The sequence below is a fragment of the Sphingosinicella microcystinivorans genome (assembly GCF_003634215.1).
Lineage (GTDB): Bacteria > Pseudomonadota > Alphaproteobacteria > Sphingomonadales > Sphingomonadaceae > Sphingosinicella > Sphingosinicella microcystinivorans.
Genome location: NZ_RBWX01000007.1, coordinates 724,684 through 745,584, shown reverse-complemented (window position 1 = coordinate 745,584; position 20,901 = coordinate 724,684). Strand labels below are relative to the sequence as shown.

18 protein-coding genes are annotated in these 20,901 nt (G+C 60.6%); 7 read left to right on the top strand and 11 right to left on the bottom strand.

Annotated elements, in window-relative coordinates:
• Window position 1: 1 nt before the first annotated feature.
• From kce to DFR51_RS03750, 6 genes are all read right to left on the bottom strand, one after another.
• Window positions 2-928 carry a 3,5-dioxohexanoate:acetyl-CoA acetone transferase gene (kce, locus tag DFR51_RS03775; protein WP_121047685.1) on the bottom strand — a complete coding sequence of 309 codons (927 nt, stop codon included), beginning with the start codon at window positions 926-928 and terminating at the stop codon, window positions 2-4.
• Window positions 928-1,956 carry an aromatic ring-hydroxylating oxygenase subunit alpha gene (locus DFR51_RS03770; RefSeq protein WP_121047684.1) on the bottom strand — a complete coding sequence of 343 codons (1,029 nt, stop codon included), beginning with the start codon at window positions 1,954-1,956 and terminating at the stop codon, window positions 928-930. Before DFR51_RS03770 ends, kce begins: the two co-directional genes overlap by 1 nt.
• Window positions 1,957-1,966: 10 nt before the next feature.
• Window positions 1,967-3,106, bottom strand: a complete 1,140-nt coding sequence (locus tag DFR51_RS03765) for an FAD-dependent oxidoreductase (RefSeq protein WP_121047683.1) — start codon at window positions 3,104-3,106, stop codon at window positions 1,967-1,969.
• A complete protein-coding gene (locus DFR51_RS03760) occupies window positions 3,106-4,098 on the bottom strand; it encodes a VOC family protein (protein WP_121047682.1) in 993 nt (330 codons plus the stop codon). Before DFR51_RS03760 ends, DFR51_RS03765 begins: the two co-directional genes overlap by 1 nt.
• A gap of 7 nt (window positions 4,099-4,105) precedes the next feature.
• Window positions 4,106-6,139, bottom strand: a complete 2,034-nt coding sequence (locus tag DFR51_RS03755) for a TonB-dependent receptor (RefSeq protein WP_170151741.1) — start codon at window positions 6,137-6,139, stop codon at window positions 4,106-4,108.
• A gap of 207 nt (window positions 6,140-6,346) precedes the next feature.
• Complete coding sequence (locus DFR51_RS03750; protein WP_121047680.1) at window positions 6,347-7,297, bottom strand: LysR family transcriptional regulator; 951 nt, start codon at window positions 7,295-7,297, stop codon at window positions 6,347-6,349.
• A gap of 321 nt (window positions 7,298-7,618) precedes the next feature.
• Here DFR51_RS03750 and DFR51_RS03745 point away from each other — a divergent pair, with 321 nt between their 5' ends.
• Window positions 7,619-8,362, top strand: coding sequence for a 2OG-Fe dioxygenase family protein (locus tag DFR51_RS03745; protein ID WP_243445612.1), 744 nt, complete (start codon window positions 7,619-7,621; stop codon window positions 8,360-8,362).
• Window positions 8,363-8,536: 174 nt separating this feature from the next.
• Window positions 8,537-8,947 carry a hypothetical protein gene (locus DFR51_RS03740; RefSeq protein WP_121047679.1) on the top strand — a complete coding sequence of 137 codons (411 nt, stop codon included), beginning with the start codon at window positions 8,537-8,539 and terminating at the stop codon, window positions 8,945-8,947.
• Between the two features lie 4 nt (window positions 8,948-8,951).
• Here the strand turns inward: DFR51_RS03740 and DFR51_RS03735 are convergent, their stop codons facing one another.
• The 4 genes from DFR51_RS03735 to DFR51_RS18700 all read right to left on the bottom strand — a co-directional run bounded on the left by DFR51_RS03735 (window position 8,952) and on the right by DFR51_RS18700 (window position 11,682).
• Window positions 8,952-10,304 carry a sensor histidine kinase gene (locus DFR51_RS03735; RefSeq protein ID WP_121047678.1) on the bottom strand — a complete coding sequence of 451 codons (1,353 nt, stop codon included), beginning with the start codon at window positions 10,302-10,304 and terminating at the stop codon, window positions 8,952-8,954.
• A 9-nt stretch (window positions 10,305-10,313) separates the two neighbouring features.
• Window positions 10,314-11,000, bottom strand: coding sequence for a response regulator transcription factor (locus tag DFR51_RS03730; RefSeq protein ID WP_121047677.1), 687 nt, complete (start codon window positions 10,998-11,000; stop codon window positions 10,314-10,316).
• Window positions 10,975-11,376 carry a PDZ domain-containing protein gene (locus DFR51_RS03725; protein ID WP_121047676.1) on the bottom strand — a complete coding sequence of 134 codons (402 nt, stop codon included), beginning with the start codon at window positions 11,374-11,376 and terminating at the stop codon, window positions 10,975-10,977. The genes DFR51_RS03730 and DFR51_RS03725 overlap by 26 nt, the downstream gene beginning before the upstream one ends.
• A gap of 93 nt (window positions 11,377-11,469) precedes the next feature.
• Window positions 11,470-11,682, bottom strand: coding sequence for a hypothetical protein (locus tag DFR51_RS18700; RefSeq protein WP_126494674.1), 213 nt, complete (start codon window positions 11,680-11,682; stop codon window positions 11,470-11,472).
• Between the two features lie 252 nt (window positions 11,683-11,934).
• On the opposite strand from DFR51_RS18700, the gene DFR51_RS03715 reads away from it, so the two are divergent.
• From DFR51_RS03715 to mprF, 3 genes are all read left to right on the top strand, one after another.
• On the top strand, window positions 11,935-13,341 hold the full coding sequence (locus tag DFR51_RS03715; RefSeq protein ID WP_160119148.1) for a virulence factor family protein: 1,407 nt from the start codon (window positions 11,935-11,937) through the stop codon (window positions 13,339-13,341).
• Window positions 13,338-13,868 carry an AcvB/VirJ family lysyl-phosphatidylglycerol hydrolase gene (locus DFR51_RS19480; RefSeq protein WP_276330554.1) on the top strand — a complete coding sequence of 177 codons (531 nt, stop codon included), beginning with the start codon at window positions 13,338-13,340 and terminating at the stop codon, window positions 13,866-13,868. The genes DFR51_RS03715 and DFR51_RS19480 overlap by 4 nt, the downstream gene beginning before the upstream one ends.
• Window positions 13,869-14,138: 270 nt before the next feature.
• Complete coding sequence (gene mprF / locus DFR51_RS03705) at window positions 14,139-16,664, top strand: bifunctional lysylphosphatidylglycerol flippase/synthetase MprF (RefSeq protein WP_121047673.1); 2,526 nt, start codon at window positions 14,139-14,141, stop codon at window positions 16,662-16,664.
• Here mprF and DFR51_RS18695 read toward each other — a convergent pair.
• Window positions 16,639-16,905: a hypothetical protein gene (locus tag DFR51_RS18695; RefSeq protein ID WP_145987964.1), complete on the bottom strand. Its 267-nt coding sequence runs from the start codon at window positions 16,903-16,905 to the stop codon at window positions 16,639-16,641. The genes mprF and DFR51_RS18695 overlap by 26 nt on opposite strands.
• A gap of 415 nt (window positions 16,906-17,320) precedes the next feature.
• Between DFR51_RS18695 and DFR51_RS03695 the strand changes: the two genes are divergently transcribed.
• On the top strand, window positions 17,321-18,286 hold the full coding sequence (locus DFR51_RS03695; RefSeq protein ID WP_160119147.1) for a LysR family transcriptional regulator: 966 nt from the start codon (window positions 17,321-17,323) through the stop codon (window positions 18,284-18,286).
• A 263-nt stretch (window positions 18,287-18,549) separates the two neighbouring features.
• Entirely contained in the window at window positions 18,550-20,901 is a 2,352-nt protein-coding gene (locus DFR51_RS03690; RefSeq protein ID WP_121047670.1) for a TonB-dependent siderophore receptor, read from the top strand.

Below are 20,901 nucleotides of genomic sequence, written 5' to 3'. Positions count from 1 at the left end.
ATCAGAACTCCACCCTGTCGCCGCCCTTCAGGCCCAGCATCTCGCGGGCCTCGGCGGGTGTCGCAGCTTCATGGCCCATTTCGGCGAGGATACGCCTTATCTTCTCGACCTGCTCGGCATTGGATGCGGCGAGCACGCCGCGCTCGATGAACAGGCTGTCCTCCAGACCCACGCGGACGTGACCACCCAGTAGCGCAGCCTGGGTGAGGAACGGCATCTGGTGCCGCCCCGCGGCAAGCACAGACCATTGATAGCGGCCCTTGCCGAACAGCCGATCGCAAGTCTGCTTCATAAACATGAGGTTATCGAGATCGGCGCCGATTCCGCCCAGAATGCCGAACACCATCTGGACGAAGAAACCCGGCTTCACCAACCCCCGATCGAGGAAATGGGCAAGCGTGTAGAGATGGCCGACATCGTAGCATTCGTGCTCAAAGCGCGTGCCCGCGTCCGCCATCGTTTCCAGGATATAGGCAATGTCGCGGAAGGTGTTTCGGAAGATATAGTCATCCGAATTCTTCACATAGGCCTCTTCCCACGGATGCTTCCAGCTCTTGATCCGCGCCGCTGCAGGAAAGAAGGCGAAGTTGATCGATCCCATGTTCAGGGAGGCGATCTCGGGTTTAAACCGCGCCGCCGCCGCCAGCCGCTCCGCCACGGTCATTGTGACGGCGCCGCCCGTCGTGATGTTGATCACGGCGTCGGTCGCCTGTCTGATGACGGGCAGGAAGCGCGCATAAACGTCCGGATCACCTGTCGGACGCCCGTCCTCTGGAACGCGCGCATGAAGGTGCAGGATCGCCGCGCCCGCCTCGGCGGCTGCGATCGACTGGTCGGCGATCTGCTGCGGCGTCAGCGGTAGCGCATCCGACATGCTGGGAACGTGCGCGCTGCCCGTCACCGCGCAGGAAATGATGATCTTCGCCATTATCCGGCTACCTGTTCGTCTTTGATAAGCTTGCGAAGGATGCGCCGCGCGCGCACCGCCCCGGCGTCACCTTCGAGAATGACCGGATGTAGATCCCAGAAGTCCTCACCGCCGATGGCACCGTGCTGCGCCATGATCATCGGCTTGTCCTGCTGTTCGAACGCAATCTGGAACCCCTCATCAAGCGCCGCGTGCAAGGCTTCGTCGTCGAGCCGGAAATCGCGGGCGTTTGACCAGAAATAATGGGTACTTTCGTCCGTTTCGGGGGTCATCAGATGCACGCCAGGCGTTTCCCGGCCGATCCGTTCGGGCTCGCCAGCGGCCGTCACGCCAACGACAAGCTGCATGTTACCGGGCGGATACCAGGTCACATCGAGCCAGCGATCCACCGGTTCGCCGCTGGTCTCGTAAAGCACTTCGAGCGCCATCGGCAGGATCTCGTTGCGCGTCAGCCGATTGGAATGAACGACGTTTCCCTCCCGCGCCACGTCGACCTCTGCGTGGCGCACGGCTTCGCTGCCGAGTAGCCCCTTGTGAAGGAACTCGATGTGACCGAGGTCCATGATATTGTCGGTCATGTATTCGTAATTGGCGGGCGTATGCATGTAACCGCGGTTTATCGCGAAGCGTCCGGGATCGAGGCCGACGAGATTGGGAATCGTCGACGGGTCCGCTTTGGCTGGCTCGCCCATCCATATCCACGCCAGCATATGCCGCTCGACAACAGGGTAGGTCTGCACCCTGGCATTGGGTGGAATCTGCCCGCCGCCGTGCGGGTTCAGCACGCACTGCCCGTTCAGATTGAATTTCAGCCCGTGATAGGCGCACTCGATCACGTCGTCGACGCGTTCTCCCAGGCTAAGCGGGGCGAAGCGATGTGGGCAACGGTTACGCATCGCGCGCAACATGCCGTCGTTGCCGCGTGCAAACAGGATATCATCGTTTAGAATACGTCGGTTGAACGTACCTTCGTCGGGAACCTCATCGCTCCACGCCGCGACGTACCAGCAATTTCGGAGAAAGGGCATGTCCACCTCCTCAATATTCCGCCATCAGGGCATGCGTGGCACGATGCAGCAAACCGCCCTGATCTGCATCCGGATTGTGGACTCCGCGCCATTCCTCCAGCTCCCACTCCACAAGCTGGTCGCAGGTATCGACCACATATTTTACCCGGCTGAAACGGCGACGCATGAATTCCGCCAGCGCAGCATCGAGCGATTCCGCGCCACCGAGAAGCTCACCGAGAAGAACGGCATCCTCAATGGCCATCGCCGCGCCTTGCGCGAGGTGCGGCGTGGTGGAATGCGCGGCGTCCCCGGCGAGCAGGATACGCCCCCTGTACCAGGGATCGTCGACCAGATGGTTCATCATCGGCCGATAGACAACGCCAGCCGGATCAGTGATGAGCTGGGATAGGCGCGCGATCGGCCCGGCATAACCGTTGAGGCGCGAGCGCATCTCCTCCGCTGCGGTAGGACCGTCATACCAGCGGCTGTCGGCCTCCGCCGTCACGATGAACATGTACATGAGTGTGGGCGACATCGGCACGAGGCCAACCTTGGTCTCGGGCCCGAAGTAGACTTGGCCCGTATCGACATCCTCCGTTCGCTCAAAATTGTACCGCCACACACCTTGGCCGTTGAAGCGCGGTTTGTAGGTGTCGCCGAACAGCATTCGGCGGGTTTCTGAAAACACGCCGTCGTAACCGACCACCAGGTCGTACCGGCGCACGCTGCCATCGCTAAAGGTTACGTCGACCCCCGATCCGTCGTCGCGAAATGAGATCGCGGTAGTGCCGAGCCGGATATCCGTCCCCACCTCCTCCGCGCCCCGGATCAGGATATCATGCAGTCTCGGCCGAGTGATGCCGTTGTTGGACGGTAGATGAGGCGCCGCGCTGTTGTCGCCGGGGGGATCGAGCAGGACATTACCGTTCGCGTCGTGAATGCGCCAGCCGCCGAAGGCACCTCCCTGCTCCAGGCAGCGCTGCGCCAGTCCGACGCGGTCGAGTGCCCGCAGGGCATTGTTCGGCTGGATGATCCCGACGCCATAGACGGTCCAGCGCGGTTCACGTTCGATCAGATCGACCGCGATGCCCCGCTGTCGCAGCGCGCGCGCCGCAACCAGTCCGCCGATGCCGCCGCCGATGAGCAGGGCTTTCTCGATAACGGCCATTACTGCTTGCCCCCGGACACCTGCGGCGTCTCTTCTGTCATGTAGCGGACGTTCCAGGCCGGCGGCTGCTGGAGGAAAGGCGGCAGGTTGTGAACGAAATGCGCGAAGCCGAAGAGCGGCTCCTGCCAGTCACGCGGGACCCAGTTGTCGTCCACATAGTCGGCATCGGCGCCGTATTCCGCCTCCCCGCCAGCGGGACAGGGTAGATAGTAAAAAAGCGCTGAGTCGATGCGGTGTCGGCCAAGCCCGAGGTGCGAATGCGCCCAGCCCTTGCGAACCATGTGGTTCGCACCGGCCATGATCTCGTCGATATCTTCCACGCCGAAATTCGCGTGATGGAAGCGCAGCTTGCCGTCCATGTCGGGGAATGGCGCATTGGCGTTGAGCAGAAACAGGTTGTGATGATTGTTCGATCCGTCACAGCGAAGATACATGCCGAACCCGCGCTGACTGTCCGACAGACGAAAACCGAGCTCGTCGCGCATGAAGGCATAGCCGGCTTCATAATCGGGCACAGCGAAGACGACATGCGAGATCACCTTTGGACGTGCCCGTTCCCGCCATTTTCGATGCTGGTTGAGCCGATTGATGCGACCGGGCGCATTCACCGGATCGGGTGCATAAACGACCGGCTTCCGGTTGAAATGCCGCAGCCCCATAGCAAGCCCGAAACTGGTGTGGAAACGGACGGTTCCCTCCGCGTCACGCCGCACATCGCAGGATTTCGCGAGGCTGGCCGCGAGCGCTTCCAGCGCATCCGGCGTATCCACGCCCCAGACGACTTCCCTCACCCCGATGCCTTCCATCGCCGTGGTGGGCAGTGCGGGGTCCTCGCGGTGGCGGATGACGACGCTCGACCCTTCGTTCAGCACGAAGTGCCCGAGGATTTCGGACCGCTCTTTCAGAGGCAGCCCGAAATCCTCGAAGAAACGCGTGGCAGACGCGACATCGTCGACGCCGTAAACTAAAGACTCGATACCCGTGATCGCCATTGCAGCCTCAGAATTTCACTTTGAAGTCGACCCCGTAAGTGCGCGGATCGCGCAGATAGGTGAGGCGCGGATATCCCCAGAAATCCGCGGAGATGAGCTGGTTCGAAACGATCGTCCGATTGGTGAGGTTTCGGCCCCAGAGCGTTACCGTCCACCACTGACCGCTGTCGTAGGTCAGGGACGCGTTATAGGTCTCGTAGGAGGACTGATAGGACCCGCTGTGCTCGTACGGGTCGAAGAACATATCGCCCGAAAAGAAGACATCGCCGTTGACGCTGAACATTGAAGCATCGCCGATCGGGATGTCGTATTGCGCGCCGATCCGTGCCGTATACTCGGCAGAACCTGGCAGGCGGTTGCCTGCGAGCGAGATCGGGCCTGCAGCTGGGTTGAGCGGATCGGGCGTGGTGAAACTGTCGAACTTCGCATCCAGAAGCCCGAGCGAGGCATCGATACGCAACCGATCCGTGGGTCGCGCGGTGAGTTCGAATTCGATGCCGTTGATCGTCGATTTTCCGGCATTCTCCTCCACGGTCTGCGCGCCCACGATGCGGGTCACAACCATGTCCTTGTAATCATACCAGAAGGCGGCGACATTCGCGGTCAAATGGCGATCGAAGAGTTGCGCCTTGGCTCCGACCTCGTAGCTCAACAGCTTCTCGGGATCGACGCCAGGTCCCGGTACGCCGATCGTGAAGCCTCCGCTCTTGAAGCCCTTAGAAACGCCGCCATAGAGCGTTAGATTATCCGAAGGCTCGAACTGCAGCGTGGCCTTCGGCGTAAACGCGTTGAAGCTCTTGCGCCCGCCTGTCGGAATTGGGTCAAAAGGCGCGGTAAACACGCCCTCGGACGTCCGCTTTTCATGGCTGTAGCGTGCACCGAGAACCAGCTTGAGCGTGGGCACGAACTCCCACGAACCGTGCGCGAACACGGCATAGGCCTTCGTGTCGCCGGTCCCGCGCTGATCGAACTGCGCGGCCGGATCAAAGAACAGCGGAATATGTATGAAGCCGTCGACCTTTTCGGTGAAGTAGTAACCGCCGAGAATGAAATCCCACCCGGTGCCGTCAGCGAGAAGCTGGACCTCCTCGCTGAACTGGTGCTGTTTTTCGAGCTGTGAAATCGCGCCCATCGACGGATTCGTCCCAATCAGCTCGTCAAGAGCGGTGAAGCGCGATTTGCGATAGGCGGTGATCGACCTCAGTGATATGTTGTCGGTGACGTCGAGCGTCGCCGTTCCCTGAATGCCCCAGGCCCGGATCGTCCGGTTCGGATCGACGCCGGAGACGACGTTGCGGATGCGGCTGGGGAAATTTCCAAAGGCCTCGGCAAGCGTCAGCGCGCCAGGGATGCCGCTGCCGGCCTGATGAACAACACCCCACGCGTCGTCAGCATGAAAATAATCGGCGATGATCTCGATCGACAAGGGTTCGCTCGGTGTCAACTCGACCGTCAGCCTGCCTGCCTGTTCCTTCCGGTTATCGACGTCCCGACCGGTCGCGTCGTTCGTTCCGTAACCGCCACGGTCCATGATGAACCCGGCCGCGCGGACCGAAACCTTGTCGGGCACCACCGCCCCGCCGACACCGAATTCACCTTGCACCAGTCCGTAGTTTCCGATGCTGAGCGTGGCATTCGCGGAAAATTCGTCGCTTGGCTTGCGGGTGATGACATTGATTGACCCGCCCGTAGCGTTGCGCCCGTAGAGATCGCCCTGTGGGCCGCGGACGACCTCGATCCGGTCAACATCGAAATAGCTCATCACCTGTGCACGGGGGCGGGCGACGTAGACACCGTTGGCGTGGTAGGCGACGTTGCTGTCGATGCCGAGCCCAAGGAAATTGTTCCCGACGCCGCGCAGATAGATGTAGGTCACGCCGCTGTTGGTCTGCAGGTTGAAGTTCGGCACGGTGGCACCGAGTTGCAGTGGATTGCTGACACCCAATCGGTCAAGTGCCGCGCCGCCGACCGCGGAAACGGCCAGCGGTACATCCTGCACGCTTTCGGATCGTTTTTGCGCGGTGACGATGATCTCGTCCACGCCCAATCCATCTTTGGATTCAGCTTCCTTATCGATCTGGGCTTGAACGGCACTCGGCCATGCAAGGGCGACAATACCCGCAATTGTACGGAAACGAATCGATCGCTTCATTGTTGATCACCTCCCTCAAGCTTTTCTTATTGAGGAAGAGCATGAAGTCGGGTCCGATGAGGCGGAAACTATATCGGCGGATGCCTCATACAAATTTCAGTTGTACCTGCGAGGCGGCTCCTCTCCCAGTTCGCCGATGACGCGTTCGAAGGTCTCTCTGATAAATACCCGAGCGGGATCCTGTTCCGTGCGTTCATGCCAGAACAAGATCTCCTGAAGGAGCGGCAATTTCATTGGACATTCAGCGACGGCAAGGCCGAGACGCGGCGCAAGCGTATTGGCAAGGCGTCGCTGCGAGGTCGCCACCAGCGGCGTTCCGGGAAGCATGAAGATCTGTGCGGCGAAATTGGGCACCATCACCGCGATGTTGAAATCGGTCTTTGCTTCTGCCCATGCGCTTTCGACGATCGTTCTAAGATCCTCGCCGAAATCAACCGTGTTGTGACGGGCCTTCCGATATGTTCGGAGCGACATACCATTGGCGATATCGACGTGGGCAGGGTCGGCAACACAAACGAAATCATCGCGAAAGAGCGCCATCGTGCGAATATGTCGACTCGGCCTGTGCGATCCATAGAGGCGCATATCGTGCGCGGTGAGACAGAAATCGAGCTCTCCCATCTCCAGACGTTCGAAACTCGCAGGAGTCAGCGTTTCGACCATGCACCGTAATTGTGGCGCCGTCATTGTCAGATGCTGAATAAGGTGAGGCAGGACGACATGGAGGCAATAGTCACTCATAGCGATGCGCCATGTGAAGGCTGCAGTCTCCGGGTCGAACTGGGGCCGCGTCCTGAGCGCCGCCTGCACATTCAGCAGCGCCTCGCGGACGGGCATGACAAGGGAAACAGCGAGCGGCGTAAGCTCCAGGTTGCGTCCCACACGCGTCAGCAATTCATCATTGAAATGCCGCCGCAGACGTTGCAGTGCGCTGCTCGCGGCCTGTTGGGTTACGCAGAGCCGCCCGGCCGCGCGGGTGACGTTGCGTTCAGCCAGCAATATGTCAAGCGCACGCAAAAGATTGAGGTCGAAATGACTGAGCTGCATTCTGGACCCTCCTCCCCAATTGTCTTATTCGACAAGAGCCCATTTCATGCCTAGCCGAGAGTATGCCATTTCTCAATCAAGTCTTCTACGCGAGCGCCTACAACCTTCGATCAATCGCTCCATTGCGATGCCGGACGTGATGAGGATTTTCAGACGATTCGCGAGGTGTTCAGGGAGAAGGAGGTCGCCGACTCCACCATCGCGATCGGAATGATGAAGCGTTATAGTCACTTGGCGATCGGCTTCCGCCGTCCGGTCCGGGGGTCATGTCCGAACCCGCCTGACCGGGCCGAAGCCCGAAACTGCTGCTGGAGTAAGCGTTTGAACGATGTCAACTCATTGCCGCCGGGGACGACGCGGGACGCCATCCTCGATGGGCTGCGCGATCCTGGCTTCGTCCGGCTTGGCGCGGCGACGATGCTGCGCCTGCTGGGCCAAGACACCGTCGCACACTGGGAAAGTTTTGGCGCGCTGTGGGACGATCTCGGCCAGGATCGCTATATGGCCGATGGTGGGCGCTATCGCCGGCGGCGCTATGCCGCCTTCACTCATGCCGATGGGCAGCTGACCCGCAAGCCGCATCAGCCGCATTTTCAGAGCCGGGACTATAATCCGCTCAATGGAGAAGTGCAGCGCTGGTTCGATCCGGTGCTGGCCGAGACCGAGGAGCATCCCGTCACCTGCGCGCTCCTCGCGCTCTGTTCCGAGCTCTTCTCAGCAGCGGACACCGGAACACCCGACTCACGCTGGGGTATCGAATTCCATCAGTTCCGGATCGAGACCACGCCCGGCCATATCGGCAGACCGACCCCGGAAGGGCTCCACCGCGACGGGGTGGACTGGGTGTTCGTCATTCTACTCTGCCGGCGGAATGTACGCGACGGCCTGACCGTGATCAGAGCGCCGGACGGAACAAACCTCGGAAGCTTCCTGTTGAGCGATCCCGGCGACGCCGTACTGCTCGACGATCACCGTATCCTGCACGGCGTGACGGAGATAAATGCTGTCGATCCGGCGCTTCCCGCTTATCGTGACGTACTGGTGGTCACCTTCACCCGCGAGTGATGCGGTACTTCGAACGCCATAGAATTCTCTCTATTGTTCCGAATAGCAACGTACGAGAATGACCAATTTTCGCACTTGCTTCAATTGATGAATCTTTTTTCATGTTGAAGTCATCGTCGTGGAAAGAACGGAAGCGCACTCTAAGCCGAGTTCAGAACGAAAAGGAACGTCGTCATGAAAAGATCTTTCGTATTCCTTCTCTCCGGCGCGATTCTGGCGTCCAGCACAGCCGTGAATGCGAAAACGCAAACGCCTGACGAGCAACTCGCGCGCGCGATCGAGGGGCGAGTGGAAGGAAAGGCCCAGGACTGCCTTATGCAGCGAGACATTCGTTCATCTCAAATTATCGACGGCAAGGCGATCGTCTATAAAATGGCGAACGGTACGGTCTATGTGAACCAACCTGACTCTGGTGCTTCCTCACTACGCCGAGATTACGTGTTGGTGACGAACACACACTCCGACCAGCTTTGCTCCGTGGACATCGTGCGGCTGCTCGATTCCGGTACGCACATGGAGGTCGGTTCGCTCGGGCTCGGAAAATTTGTCCCTTACGTGAAGCCCGCAAGGGCAGCGAAACAGTAAGACCCTAAACGTCAAGCCGCAGAACGGCACGTAGGCCAGGTGCATTATCCTCCAGCGACAACGCACCCCCATGCAAGCGCGCGACAGCCTCCACCAGCGACAAGCCCAGCCCGAACCCGGCAACATGTCGCGCCGGGTCAAGCCGACCGAAGCGACGAAGTGCTCGCTCCCGGTCCTGCACCTGAATGCCTGGACCATCATCGGCAACGTCTATGCGCATGGTGTGTTCTTCACGGGCTCCCGAAAGGACAATTCGGCTGCCCCCTTCTGCATATTTCAAAGCATTCTCAATGAGATTGCCGATCGCCTGACTGATGAGCTCGCGGTGCAAGGCCGCACGCAGCGGCGCATCCTCTCGCACTTCGATCACGAACCCCTGTTCCTCGGCGACCGGGCCATAGATTTCCGCAAGATCGCACAGCAGGGATGAAACATCTGTGTCCATGAAATGATCGCGTCCGATGCCTGCCTCGGCGCGACTGATGACGAGCGCCGTGGTCAGCATGGACAGCAAGGTCTCGGCCTCCACGGAAACACGCTCGAGCGCCCCCAGGCTGATGGGATCGCGCACCTCGAGGATCGCGCTTTCGAGAACGGATTTCATGCGTGTGACAGGCGATCTCAGGTCGTGTGCAAGCCCGTCCGTCATCATCCTGAGCTGCGATACGAGTGCTTCTATGCGATCCAGCATCGCGTTGATGGCACGCGACAGAGAATCGAATGCGTCGTCGCTGCCGGTAATGCGCACGCGTTGTGCAAAGGCGCCGCCCTCGACTGCGGAGGCTGTCGCAGCTATGGTTTTCAGCCGCCGTGACAGCAAGCGTCCAATACCGAGCGCACTGACGATCGCGAGCGCAGCGCCGACCAGCAGCGCAGCGGCGAGCGTATCGCCGTTGACAGCCTTCAGCCGTGTAACGGATGTGATGACCCGCCCTGCCAGAAGACGTTCTCCCCCGGGCAGGCGCAATGTCGCGACACCCATCGGTTCGGGCGCTTCAGCGCCGATCCGATATAACTCTATCGCGCGCCACGATGCGGAATCGGGAAGCACGGGCGGCCAGCCGCCGATATTTCCGGCAATGCGCCTGCCCTCCGGCGATGCGAGCAGGATCACCACGTTTCCGCCTTCCACAGCGCCAAGGCGTTCCCGAATGACGCGCTGCAGCTCCGGAAGGCCTCCGGCATTATAGGCAAGCTTCAGCTCATCACGCAGTTCGGTAACGAGATCCCGTTCCTCGGCGGCAAGCACGCGCTGGCTGGCTTCCTGTACGAACAACACCGCAGCGCAAGTGACAAGGAACTGGAACAGGAAGGCAAGGGCAGTGAACCGCGCGATCGTTGAGCGTGGCAGGCGCATGGATGCCGTTCAGCCCGCACTTCCGAAACGGTAGCCCGCGCCGCGGATCGTGTGAAGCAACGGCGTGTCAGTCGTGTCCTCAAGCTTTCGCCGAAGCCGGCTTATGTGAACGTCGATAACGTTCGTGCCCGGGTCGAAGTGATAATCCCAAACGCCTTCCAGAAGCATCGTGCGGGTGATCACCTGATCGGGATGGCGCAGGAAATACTCCAGGAGCCGAAACTCCCTGGGCTGCAGATCGACTGTTCGGCCGGCGCGGCGCACGTGCCGTGACAAAAGGTCCATCTCCAGATCGTCATAGACGAGACTGGTAACGACGACGGTGCCCGCGCCGCGCTTTCTAAGGAGCAATCGTACGCGCGCCAGAAGTTCGGCGAAGGCGAAGGGTTTCACCAGATAATCGTCGGAGCCGGCCGTGAGCCCGGTCACACGGTCTTCCGCCGTGCCGAGTGCCGAGAGGATGATCACCGGTGTTTCGATACCTGCCGCGCGCAGCGCGCCGAGTACCGCCATGCCGTCCATGCCAGGCAACATCCGGTCAAGGACGATCGCGTCGTAGCCGCCGTCGCTGGCGAGAAACAGGCCGTCGCGACCGCTTGTTGCCGTATCGACCGTAAAGCCCTCTTCGGTCATGCCCTTGGCGATATAGGAAGCGGTCGGCGCGTCGTCCTCAACCAGCAGAATTTTGTGCACCATACCTGCGATCTCCGTCCCGCCGGATCAGTACGGATCGGACGGCACCATCATGAAGAACACGCAGCAAGACCATGTTCTCCGGCGTATTATGCAGATGCTGCCTGACCTGGTCCAGTGAGGTCATGGGGAGCGAATCAACGGCGAGGACCTGATCGCCGACCGAAACGCCTGCCGCGGCCGCGATACTGCCTGATCCGACACTGGTCACGACAAGGGCTGGTTCGGATGCGACGGCGTTGTCGAACGTGAGGCCGGGAACAAGTGCGCCACTGCCGCCGGTGTTGATCACGCTCTGGCCCAGCGCCGCGTAAAGGAGAAGGCCGAGCGTGGCCGCTGCCCCTGCGGTGATCCAGGCGCGTGAAGGGTGCGCGATCATGGCCGGGTCTCCGAAGCCGCCGAAGCAGCGCTCCGGCAGGAGTGATCTCCGGGGGCGATGCTGAACCCCCGGAGATCTCCGCAAGTCGGGGGGCTACTCGCGGGCTGGGGACTTCTGGGTTGTGTTCGCAGTCTTGGCGTTGCTCTTGTGCGCCGATCCTTTCGCGGCATGCGCGTCGGTGCAATGGTCCTTCACCGTTTTCGAGCAGACCGGGAGCGGCGCGCTCGCAGGTTGGGCCGGGGTCGCGGCGTTCGCCATTCCGGCAACGCCGAACATCAATGCGGAGGCAATCAGAACTGTTCTCATGACCGTTTCCTCTTTGTGTGCGAGGCGGTCTGCAGGGAGCTCAGCCGCCTCGCCGAGAGAAAACGTGCGGCAGCCCGCGGGGCGAGTCACGTTAAGCTTTGGTAATCTTGCCTCCATGCCGGGCCGCCTTGGCCGCTATCCTGGCCTCCATGTCGGGCGGCTATGTCACGTGAACATTTTTTCACCTCTGCCTCATCTCCGGACAATGCGGGCTGCGCCATGCTCTCAAGGTATCAAACGGGGGTTCCGGCAATGCCAATAAAAAAAACCAGCCTTGCTTTCGCGGCGGCGCTCGCGCTTGTCGGCAGCGGCTGTACGCGCCCGGCGACAGATCCAGTCGCGGCGACACAGATGAACCTGCCGCCCGTCGGTCGTGTCGATACCTATCGCCCTGTCGGGGCCTTGCGCGGCGTCGCTCTCTTCATGGTGCCGCGCGACCGGATAACCGGCGCATATCGAAAGACAGCGGTGTCGCTTGCATCCGAAGGGTTCGCCATTGCCGTCCTGCCGACCGAAGCAATCGTGAGCGCATTGCCCGCGCGCGTTTCGTGCACCAATCCAAACAGCGTGCTTGCCAGAGTCGTTCAGTCCTTCGAACACGCGCTTGAACTGAACCGTTATGTAAGGCCCGCCCTCGTCGGGTATCGGAGTGGCGCAGCGCTCGCTTACGCGTCCTTCGTGCAGGCGCCCCGCGGTGTTTACGGAAGCGCCATATCCATCGATTTCAATCCCGAGACCACGGGTGCAAAGGCCTGGTGCGCCGGAAAGGGGCAACTTACCGCCGTACGCACGGGCGATACGGCAAGTCCGCGCTGGCGCTTGATGCCTGCTTCCCGGCTATCAGGATGGACCGCGCTCGATCCGGAAGACTCCGCCGTTTACGCCGCGACCGCGCGCTTCGTATCGGCCATCCCCGGCGCGCGCAGCGCCAGCTACACTGGTGGCGACCGGGGCATCGACGATGCCACGCCCGCGCTTGTCGGCCTCATGGCACCCATGCGGGCTCCCATGGCGCTGGATCATGTAGACAGAAGCAGGGCGCTGGGAGACCTGCCCCTCTCGTCGGTTTTCGATCCACACGCGCCGCGCACCGATACGATGGCGGTGATGTATTCGGGCGATGGCGGCTGGGTCGGCTTCGATCACCAGATCGCTGCGTACATCGCTTCACGGGGCGTGCCCGTCGTCGGGGTCTCGACGCGTGACTATTTCTGGACACGCAAGGCCGCGGCCACGGCGAGCCGCGACCTTGAACGCATCATCCGGCATTATGGCGGGCAATGGGGTCGCAAGCGGGTTCTGCTCATCGGCTATTCATTCGGGGCTGACACGCTGCCCTTCATGGTGAACAGGTTGCCGCAATCTCTCAAGGCTGCGATCTCGCGGATCAGTCTTCTCGGCCTCAGCAAAGGCGCGGACTTCGAGTTTCATTTGTCGTCCTGGTTCAACGTCGAGCGCGGCGACGCCGTTCCCACGGCGCCCGAGGTCGGACGCCTGGGCGGGCTGCAGGTGCAGTGCATCCGCGGCGCAGATGAAAACGGCAGCGCCTGTCCGGACCTTGCGGCGCCTGTCACGCAGGCCATACTGCCGGGCGGTCATCACTTCGATTCAAATGCAGGCCTTGTCGCGCGCACTGTTCTTGCCGGGATCAAACGATGAAGACATGGATCACCGGATCGATACTGCTGCTCGCCGGGGCCCTCTGTTGGTTCGGCTATATAGGCTATTTCGGAGGCCCCGTTTTTTTCGAAGTTCCCGCCGCTGCAACTGCCGGAAAGCCGCGATGTTCCGCGATCGTCCTTTCCGGAGACATGGGGTTCCGCGTCGGAATGGCGCCGCGGATCGCGCAGCGACTGGCAGAGGACGGAATTCCGGTTACGGGCGTCAGCTCTCTCACCTATTTCCACAAGGAGCGCTCACCCGAAGAGACCGCGGAACTGATCGACGCCGCCGTGCGGCGCGCCCTTGCGCGAAGCAAAACCGATCGTCTGATCCTGATCGGGCAGTCGTTCGGCGCAGACATGCTGCATGTCGGCCTTGCGCGTATGCCGGCCGCACTGAGGGCGAAGATCATCATGGTCGGCCTCATCGTGCCGACGCGGACTGTCTTCTATCGTGCGTCACCTGCGGAGCTTTTCAACTGGCGACACCCGACGCACCCGCGCTCGACACAGCGGCCAGCCTGAATTGGGTACCGACGCTATGCCTCTATGGAGAGGATGAAACGGAAAGCCTGTGCCCGCTCCTGCCTCAGCCAAACGTGCTTTCCATTGCGCTTCCTGGTGGCCATTATCAGCAGGGCCATATCGAAATGGTCTTCAGATTGCTGCGAACTGCAATAAGCCTTGCAGAAACGAGTGCCGGACAGAATCAGGGCCTCCGCCAAGATTCTCCGGCACGGTAGGAAACAGCCGATGACGATGGAGAAAAGCCCGTACGGTCAGACGTTATGGCATATGGCGCGGCGGCCGGCTGTCAGGGCTACCGCCGTTATCGTCCTCGCTGCATTTGTCTTTGCCGCCCTTCACCATCTGATCGCCGATGTGAAGGTACACGACGTCACGCAGGCGTTCGATGCCGTGACAGGACGGCAGATCGCCGTCGCTGCCGTGCTCACCGCTGCGAGCTACACGATGCTGACCTTCTACGACGTGCTTGCACTGCGTTTGATCGGACTGCCCCTGCCCTATCGGACGGCGGCACTTGCCTCGTTCACCAGCTACACGCTCAGTCACAATTTCGGCTTTGCTCTTCTGACGGGCGGATCAGCGCGCTACCGCATCTACAGCAGCTCGGGGATCGGGGCGCCGGATATCGTCCGCATCATCGCCGCCGCGGGCGTCACCTTTTGGGCTGGTATCTTCATCGTCGCTGCCATTGCGCTCTCCGTGCATCCTTCGGGACTTCATGTCGAAGGATGGCTGATCAGCGAATCCGCTCTCCGAGGAACGGGAATCACGATCCTCGCTGTATGCGCGCTGCTTGTCGCCAGTTTCGGCAGAAAACCTGGCACGCTCCGCATCTGGAAGTGGTCGTTTCCCCGCCCCTCTACGGCGCAGGCCTGCGCCATGATCGCGGTTGCTTCTCTCGACCTCGCTGCAGCGAGCGCGGCACTGCTCGCCCTGGTACCGGGTGCGGGGCTTGGTGACTTTCCATCCTTCTTCCTGGCCTATGCCCTGGCGATCATCGCTACGCTGCTCAGCCACGTTCCTGGTGGTCTTGGCGTGTTCGAAACAGTGATCCTCGCCGCTATGCCAGGAATTGACCAGCCGGCGCTGCTCGCCGCGCTCGTGATGTACAGGATCATATATTATCTCGTACCGCTCGCGCTCGCCTCTGTGCTTCTCGCTTTCCATGCGCGGCGATCTATTTCCGGACCGATCGCGGTTACCATGGAAGCGGCCGGTGGCGTGTTGCGCGGCATCGCGCCGACATTCCTCGGCGCACTCGTCTTCGTCGGCGGGATGGTGCTTCTCGTTTCGGGCTCGCTGCCGGCGCTGCATGATCGTCTCTCCGGGCTCCGCGCATTCCTGCCTCTCCCGTTCGTAGAGGCTTCGCATATCGCGGCGAGCCTCGTCGGAACGGCGCTGTTGCTTCTCGCACCCGGCCTCTACCGCCGTCTGGATGCCGCCTTTCTGCTGTGCCGTGCGCTGGTGATCGCGGGCGCGGTCTTCTCGCTCGCAAAGGGTCTGGACTATGAAGAGGCGCTGGTCCTTATGGGCATCGCGGCGCTGCTCCAGCTTTCGCGACCGGCCTTCTATCGGAAAACGGCGCTCACGGCGACAATCGGTTCGCCGCAGACGCTGACCGCGGTGGGCGTCGCGCTGGCGCTGGTGGTATGGATCGGCTTCTTCGCATACAAGCACGTTGACTACCAGAACCAGCTCTGGTGGCAGTTCGCATGGCATGCTGATGCATCGCGTTTTCTTCGGGCGAGCTTTGCAATCGCCATCGCTCTCGTCATCTTCCTCGTGCTGCGGTTTTTCGGGCACGCGAACCCGGCAGACGAGATCGTGACGGACGCGCCGCCGACGCTCGAGGCAAGCAACCGCGCCGAAGCCATGCTCGTCCTCACCGGTGACAAACAGGTCCTCCGTTCGCAGGACGGCGGTGCGTGGCTGATGTATCGCATTCATGGCCAAAGCTGGATCGTGATGGGAGACCCCATCGGCCCCGAACGTGAATGGCCGGATTTGCTGTGGACGCTGCGCGAACGGGCGGACCGGGCACAGGGGCGTCTGCTGCTCTATCAGATTTCGCTGCGTACGGTTCCTGTTGCCATCGATCTCGGGCTGCGCCTGATCAAGTATGGCGAAGAGGCACGCGTGCCGCTGGCATCCTTCGCGCTTGATGGACCAGGCATGAAATCGCTGCGTTATGCCGAACGGCGCGCGGCACGTGACGGCGCCGTCTTCGAGATTATTCCGGTTGCGGATTTTGCTGCCCATCTGACAGAGTTGCACGCTGTTTCCGATGCCTGGCTTAAGCAGAAGGGCAACACGGAAAAGGGCTTTTCCGTTGGCCGTTTTGATCCGACCTATCTCGGCCACTTTGATACTGCGGTCGTACGACGAGAGGGAAAGATCGTCGCTTTCGCGAACATCTGGGCGACAGACGATCGCGAAGAATTGTCGGTCGATCTGATGCGGCACGTCGAAGACCTCCCCTATGGAGCCATGGATTTCCTTTTTGCTCACCTGATGGAATGGGGTCGAACGCAAGGTTTCCGCGGGTTCAATCTCGGCCTCGCGCCGCTTTCAGGCATTGAAGCGCGCCGACTTGCGCCGTTCTGGGCGCGCGCCGGCAGGCTTCTCTATCGGCATGGCGGAGCCCTCTACGGCTTCGAAGGTCTTCGCGCTTACAAGGAAAAGTTTCAGCCCGTTTGGGAAGCGCGGTACATAGCCGGACCCGACGGTATCGGCTTCGCGCGCAGCCTCGTCGATCTCCTCACGCTCATCAATACAGACTCGGCGAAGTTGTGACAGGATCCAAAATTTGTCGCGACTGTAGCTTCGAGCCAGCCCAGCCACTCTCGCGCCGCATGCTTGATAAACTCAGGGCGTAGTCGGACCTGATCCTCGACGAAGTCGTAAGAGCCTCCTGCCGCCAGATGCGTTCCACCGCCGACACGCTGACCTGCCAGCTTGCATGGCCGAGCAGCGCACGGGTGCCGCTGTAGGCGTACCGGCCATAATCCCCGCCCAGCACGATGATGCCGCCCATCAGACGCTGTTTCACCAGAACACGGCAGGCCGGTCCCTCCAATGCCGGGAGTACCCTGCGGATCTGCTTGATCGCTTCACGGCAACGGGAGAATTTCTCATCTCGATGGGATAGACTTCGCGCGTGCCTGATTTATGCAGGAACATGCAACGATGACGGGCGGTGCCTTGCGCAACGTACTCGAAGCGGGTGCCCCGCAGCATCTGCCTGCCACCCCGGGCGCAGTTGCGAGTGATTATCTCGGAGAACATTGGCTGGCGAGCTTGACCACGCGCGTGCTCACGCGCTTTGGACTAGGTTGTCATATTTCCTTGATTCCGTATGGTGTCCACAAGCATCCGCTTGGGCAGATCGGCGTCGGTTGGCCGCCATGCCTGATGTCGAAAGGCGCGCCTCGATGGGTTCCGAGCGATCGATGGAAACGAAGAACGATTTGCACTCCCTTGCCGAAGAACGGCCGATGCATCGTCTCAACTTGAATCTTCTCTATCCGCTCCATGCAATCCTGCACGCTCCGACGTTAACAGAAGCAGGACGTCGCGTTCGGCTCAGCCAGTCCGCAATGAGCCACGCACTGCGGCGTCTGCGCGACCATTTCGGCGACGACCTCGTCACGCATTCCGGCGGAGATCAGTATCTGACGCCGCTCGGCATGGCATTGCGCGCCGAGGTCCGGCGTGTGATGCACGAGGTTGAGGGGACTTTTAACTACGCACTTGATTTCGACCCGCTCACGAGCACGCAAACGATCACCATCGCTACGCCAGAGGCAATCGAGCAGATGGTGCTGGGCCCTGTTTTACGTGGACTGTCCACCGATGCCCCCAACTTATCGGTCAAGATTCTCCCTCTCGATCTGGAACGGCCACAGCGTTCCCTGGAGCAAGGCGCCGATCTACTGCTACTCCCAAGAGAATCGGCCATCGATCGGCTTGAGACGCTGCCGATCCGAACTGATCATTCATCGTGTATGGTCTGGAACGGGCATAGTGAACTCGGCAATGGCTATGAAATCAGCGAGGAACAATATCTGGCGGCGCGTCATGTCGTCACGATGGGCGAAGCAACATCTATGCTTGCGATAAATGATGAAGGCCACCGGATGTTGAGCGCCCGGCGCATCTGGGTACGAACGACATCACAGGCGACACTCCCCGCCATTATCATCGGTAGCGATCTGGTTGCTACTGGCAGCGCTTGGTTGTTCCAATATTATGCTTCGATTATGCCCCTGAGGGTTATTACTGCGCCTTTCCCGACGAGAGAAACGGTATTCGTCGCGCAATGGGCAAACCATCGGCGACGTGATCCGATGCTGGCATGGTTCGTCAAGCGCATCGAGGAGCAGGCCGTGCATCGGCGCTCCACATTGGCCCCATAGGCATCGATATTCCTCATGCCGACCATGAACACTTAGAATTTGCGTGTCATGAAGGTGACGCATAGCCTCAATCCGGACAGGGAAATTCGACCGGCGCGTTAGCGTTAAGAGCCGGAAGCCTGTCAGCAGGAAGGGCGGCTTGGGGGGTGATGTCCACTCGGGGGCCATCGTGTTCTTACGCCGAAAAGCGTGTCCGTTTTTAGTCACAGGGTTTCGCTCGATCGAGTGTGTAGCTGTTGCTGCGCGCAGGACGAGGCGCTGCCTTGGAAAAGGGGGATTTCATGATTGGTATGACTGCAAATGCACGTTGCTTGTTGGGTGCCGCGAGCTTTGGCGCAATCGCGATCCTCGATATAATCTCACCGTCGCCCGTATTCGCACAGGCTGAGCGCAACGTCGAAATCAACGTGCCTGCCATGCCGATGGCTGCTGCACTCCAGAGCATCAGCACACAATCGGGCGTCGCCATCAATTCCGATCCCGATGCGGTCAAACAGCTCACATCTCGACCAGTCCGTAGAGCAACGTCTGCGCGCCAGGCCCTTCAGGCGGCGATTGCCGGGATGGACCTTGCCATCGTCCAATCGCCAAACGGTACGTTCGAAATCATCAATGACATTGTCGTCACCGCTAAGCGGGACGAGGCCGAGACCAGCGTGCTCGTCCGACAGGCATCGACATCCGACCGCAGCGGCCTGAGCCTACGGGATCAGCCGCGCAACAGCCAGGTGATTTCCGCCAAAATGATTGAGGACCAGCAGGCGCTCGACATCACGGATGTCCTGCGCAATGCTGGCGGCGTTTCGGTACAGGCGAACAATCCAAACACCGGAGCCAGCTATACGGTTCGCGGTTTCAGCGCGGCCGGGCTGGTGAACGGCCTCGCGGGCGGGTCGCAATATGGCGTCCAGTCCGGTGCCAACCAGCCGATCGCGAACATCGAGCGCGTCGAGGTGCTGAAGGGCCCCGATGCACTGTTGTCCGGCTTCGGCAACCTTGGCGGCAACGTCAACGTCGTGACAAAGAAGCCCAGCGCCGAGGAGCGGCTGGCGGTTTCGTTCGACACCGGCTCGTTCGGGCTTATCCGCGGCGTCATCGACGCCAACAATGCGATCACTGCCAACAAGAAGCTGTCGGGCCGTGTCATCGCCAGTGCGCAGACGATGGATCACAATTATGGCGGCTACCAGGGGAATGATGATTACCTCTTCGCGCCTTCGATTCGATTCAAGGATCGGCTGACCGATATCGTGATCGGCGCCAGCCTTTCGGAATCGAAGGCAGGTATTGGCGCCTACACGCTTTTCGACAACCAGACCTTCAAGATCATCGACCGCGATCCATCGGTACCGATCTATTCCCCCGATCAGGGTATTCGCATCAACACCAACCGCTTCTATTTCGATTTGACACGCAAGATTTCGTCCGGAATCGATCTTGTCGTGCGTGGTATGCACGACGAAAACGAGCTGACGCTGCAGGTATATCAGCTCGGCTACAACCGGGCCGGCAATCTCACGCTGGGCGTCGGCGGGTCGCAGCAGAAGGGCAAGTCCGATGCGCTCGACAGTTACGTGCGCGTCAAGACAGGTCTCGGCGATGCCGTGAAGGCGACTTTCAATGTCGGCTACAACTACAGCAAGGGCTTCACTGATCAAAGTAGCGGCACGATCTTCACCGTTGTCCCCAACCCGCCGCTAGGGGCCAACACCAGCCTTCCCGTCATCCCGTTCTCGCCGCTGGGCGCCGTGCAGATTCGTACGGAAGGCAAGCAGCAGGGAGTCTACGGGCAGGCGCTGATCGAATTCTGGAAGATCAAGTTGCTGGGTGGTGTGCGCAAGAATTGGTTCGAGACAAGCACGCAGTTCTTTTTTCCTGGTGTGCCGCCGCAACCGGCACAGAAGAAGAATGGGGTTTCTCCCAGTGGCGGCATCATCTTCGACGTTACGAACGATCTGTCACTGTTCGCCAACTATACGCGAGGCGAACAGGCGATCTTCAATGTTGATCGAGATGGAAATTTCCTGCCCAATATCATCACCACCAACAAGGAAGCGGGCATCAAGCTCGACCTGTTCGGCAAGCGCGCAACGCTCAACGCGTCCTACTTCAACATTCTGCAGGATAACACCATCCTCTTCAACCCGACCCTGGGGGGCTTTACGTCGGAACCGGGCCAACGCGGACGCGGCATCGACCTGAACATCGCGGGCCAGTTGCTGCCGGGGTGGACGGTGACCGGCTCCTACACCCGGACCAATTATGCGCAGCTGACCCCGACGCCCACGCAAACCACCGTCGCGCGCCATCCGCGGGATACCTACAGCCTCTATTCTAATTACCGTACCAAGATCGCCGATGGCATCACCGGTGGCGCATCCGTGGGTCTTTACGGGCGGTCCAGTTCGTTCGCCACTGTCTCGGGCGATTATGTCGTTCCCGGCGCACGACAAATCGACGTAAACGGCTTCCTCTCGGTCGCCGGTTTCGACGTCAATCTGGGCATCCGCAACATCTTCGATCGCCGCAATTACAACACGACGAGCGTCAATAGCTACGTCCCGGTTGACGAACCCCGTAACGTGCGCCTTTCTATCTCCAAGCGCTTCTTCTGA

Excerpts from the sequence above, each read along its gene's own strand:
- DFR51_RS03765 (WP_121047683.1), bottom strand. The coding sequence starts at position 3,106 with ATGGCCGTTATCGAGAAAGCCCTGCTCATCGGCGGCGGCATCGGCGGA.
- DFR51_RS03725 (WP_121047676.1), bottom strand. The coding sequence starts at position 11,376 with ATGATCGCGCACCCTTCACGCGCCTGGATCACCGCAGGGGCAGCGGCC.
- mprF (WP_121047673.1), top strand. The coding sequence starts at position 14,139 with ATGGCGCGGCGGCCGGCTGTCAGGGCTACCGCCGTTATCGTCCTCGCT.
- DFR51_RS03760 (WP_121047682.1), bottom strand. The coding sequence starts at position 4,098 with ATGGCGATCACGGGTATCGAGTCTTTAGTTTACGGCGTCGACGATGTC.
- DFR51_RS03770 (WP_121047684.1), bottom strand. The coding sequence starts at position 1,956 with ATGCCCTTTCTCCGAAATTGCTGGTACGTCGCGGCGTGGAGCGATGAG.
- DFR51_RS03740 (WP_121047679.1), top strand. The coding sequence starts at position 8,537 with ATGAAAAGATCTTTCGTATTCCTTCTCTCCGGCGCGATTCTGGCGTCC.
- DFR51_RS03750 (WP_121047680.1), bottom strand. The coding sequence starts at position 7,297 with ATGCAGCTCAGTCATTTCGACCTCAATCTTTTGCGTGCGCTTGACATA.
- DFR51_RS18700 (WP_126494674.1), bottom strand. The coding sequence starts at position 11,682 with ATGAGAACAGTTCTGATTGCCTCCGCATTGATGTTCGGCGTTGCCGGA.
- DFR51_RS03735 (WP_121047678.1), bottom strand. The coding sequence starts at position 10,304 with ATGCGCCTGCCACGCTCAACGATCGCGCGGTTCACTGCCCTTGCCTTC.
- DFR51_RS03695 (WP_160119147.1), top strand. The coding sequence starts at position 17,321 with ATGGAAACGAAGAACGATTTGCACTCCCTTGCCGAAGAACGGCCGATG.
- DFR51_RS18695 (WP_145987964.1), bottom strand. The coding sequence starts at position 16,905 with ATGGGCGGCATCATCGTGCTGGGCGGGGATTATGGCCGGTACGCCTAC.
- kce (WP_121047685.1), bottom strand. The coding sequence starts at position 928 with ATGGCGAAGATCATCATTTCCTGCGCGGTGACGGGCAGCGCGCACGTT.
- DFR51_RS03730 (WP_121047677.1), bottom strand. The coding sequence starts at position 11,000 with ATGGTGCACAAAATTCTGCTGGTTGAGGACGACGCGCCGACCGCTTCC.
- DFR51_RS19480 (WP_276330554.1), top strand. The coding sequence starts at position 13,338 with ATGAAGACATGGATCACCGGATCGATACTGCTGCTCGCCGGGGCCCTC.
- DFR51_RS03715 (WP_160119148.1), top strand. The coding sequence starts at position 11,935 with ATGCCAATAAAAAAAACCAGCCTTGCTTTCGCGGCGGCGCTCGCGCTT.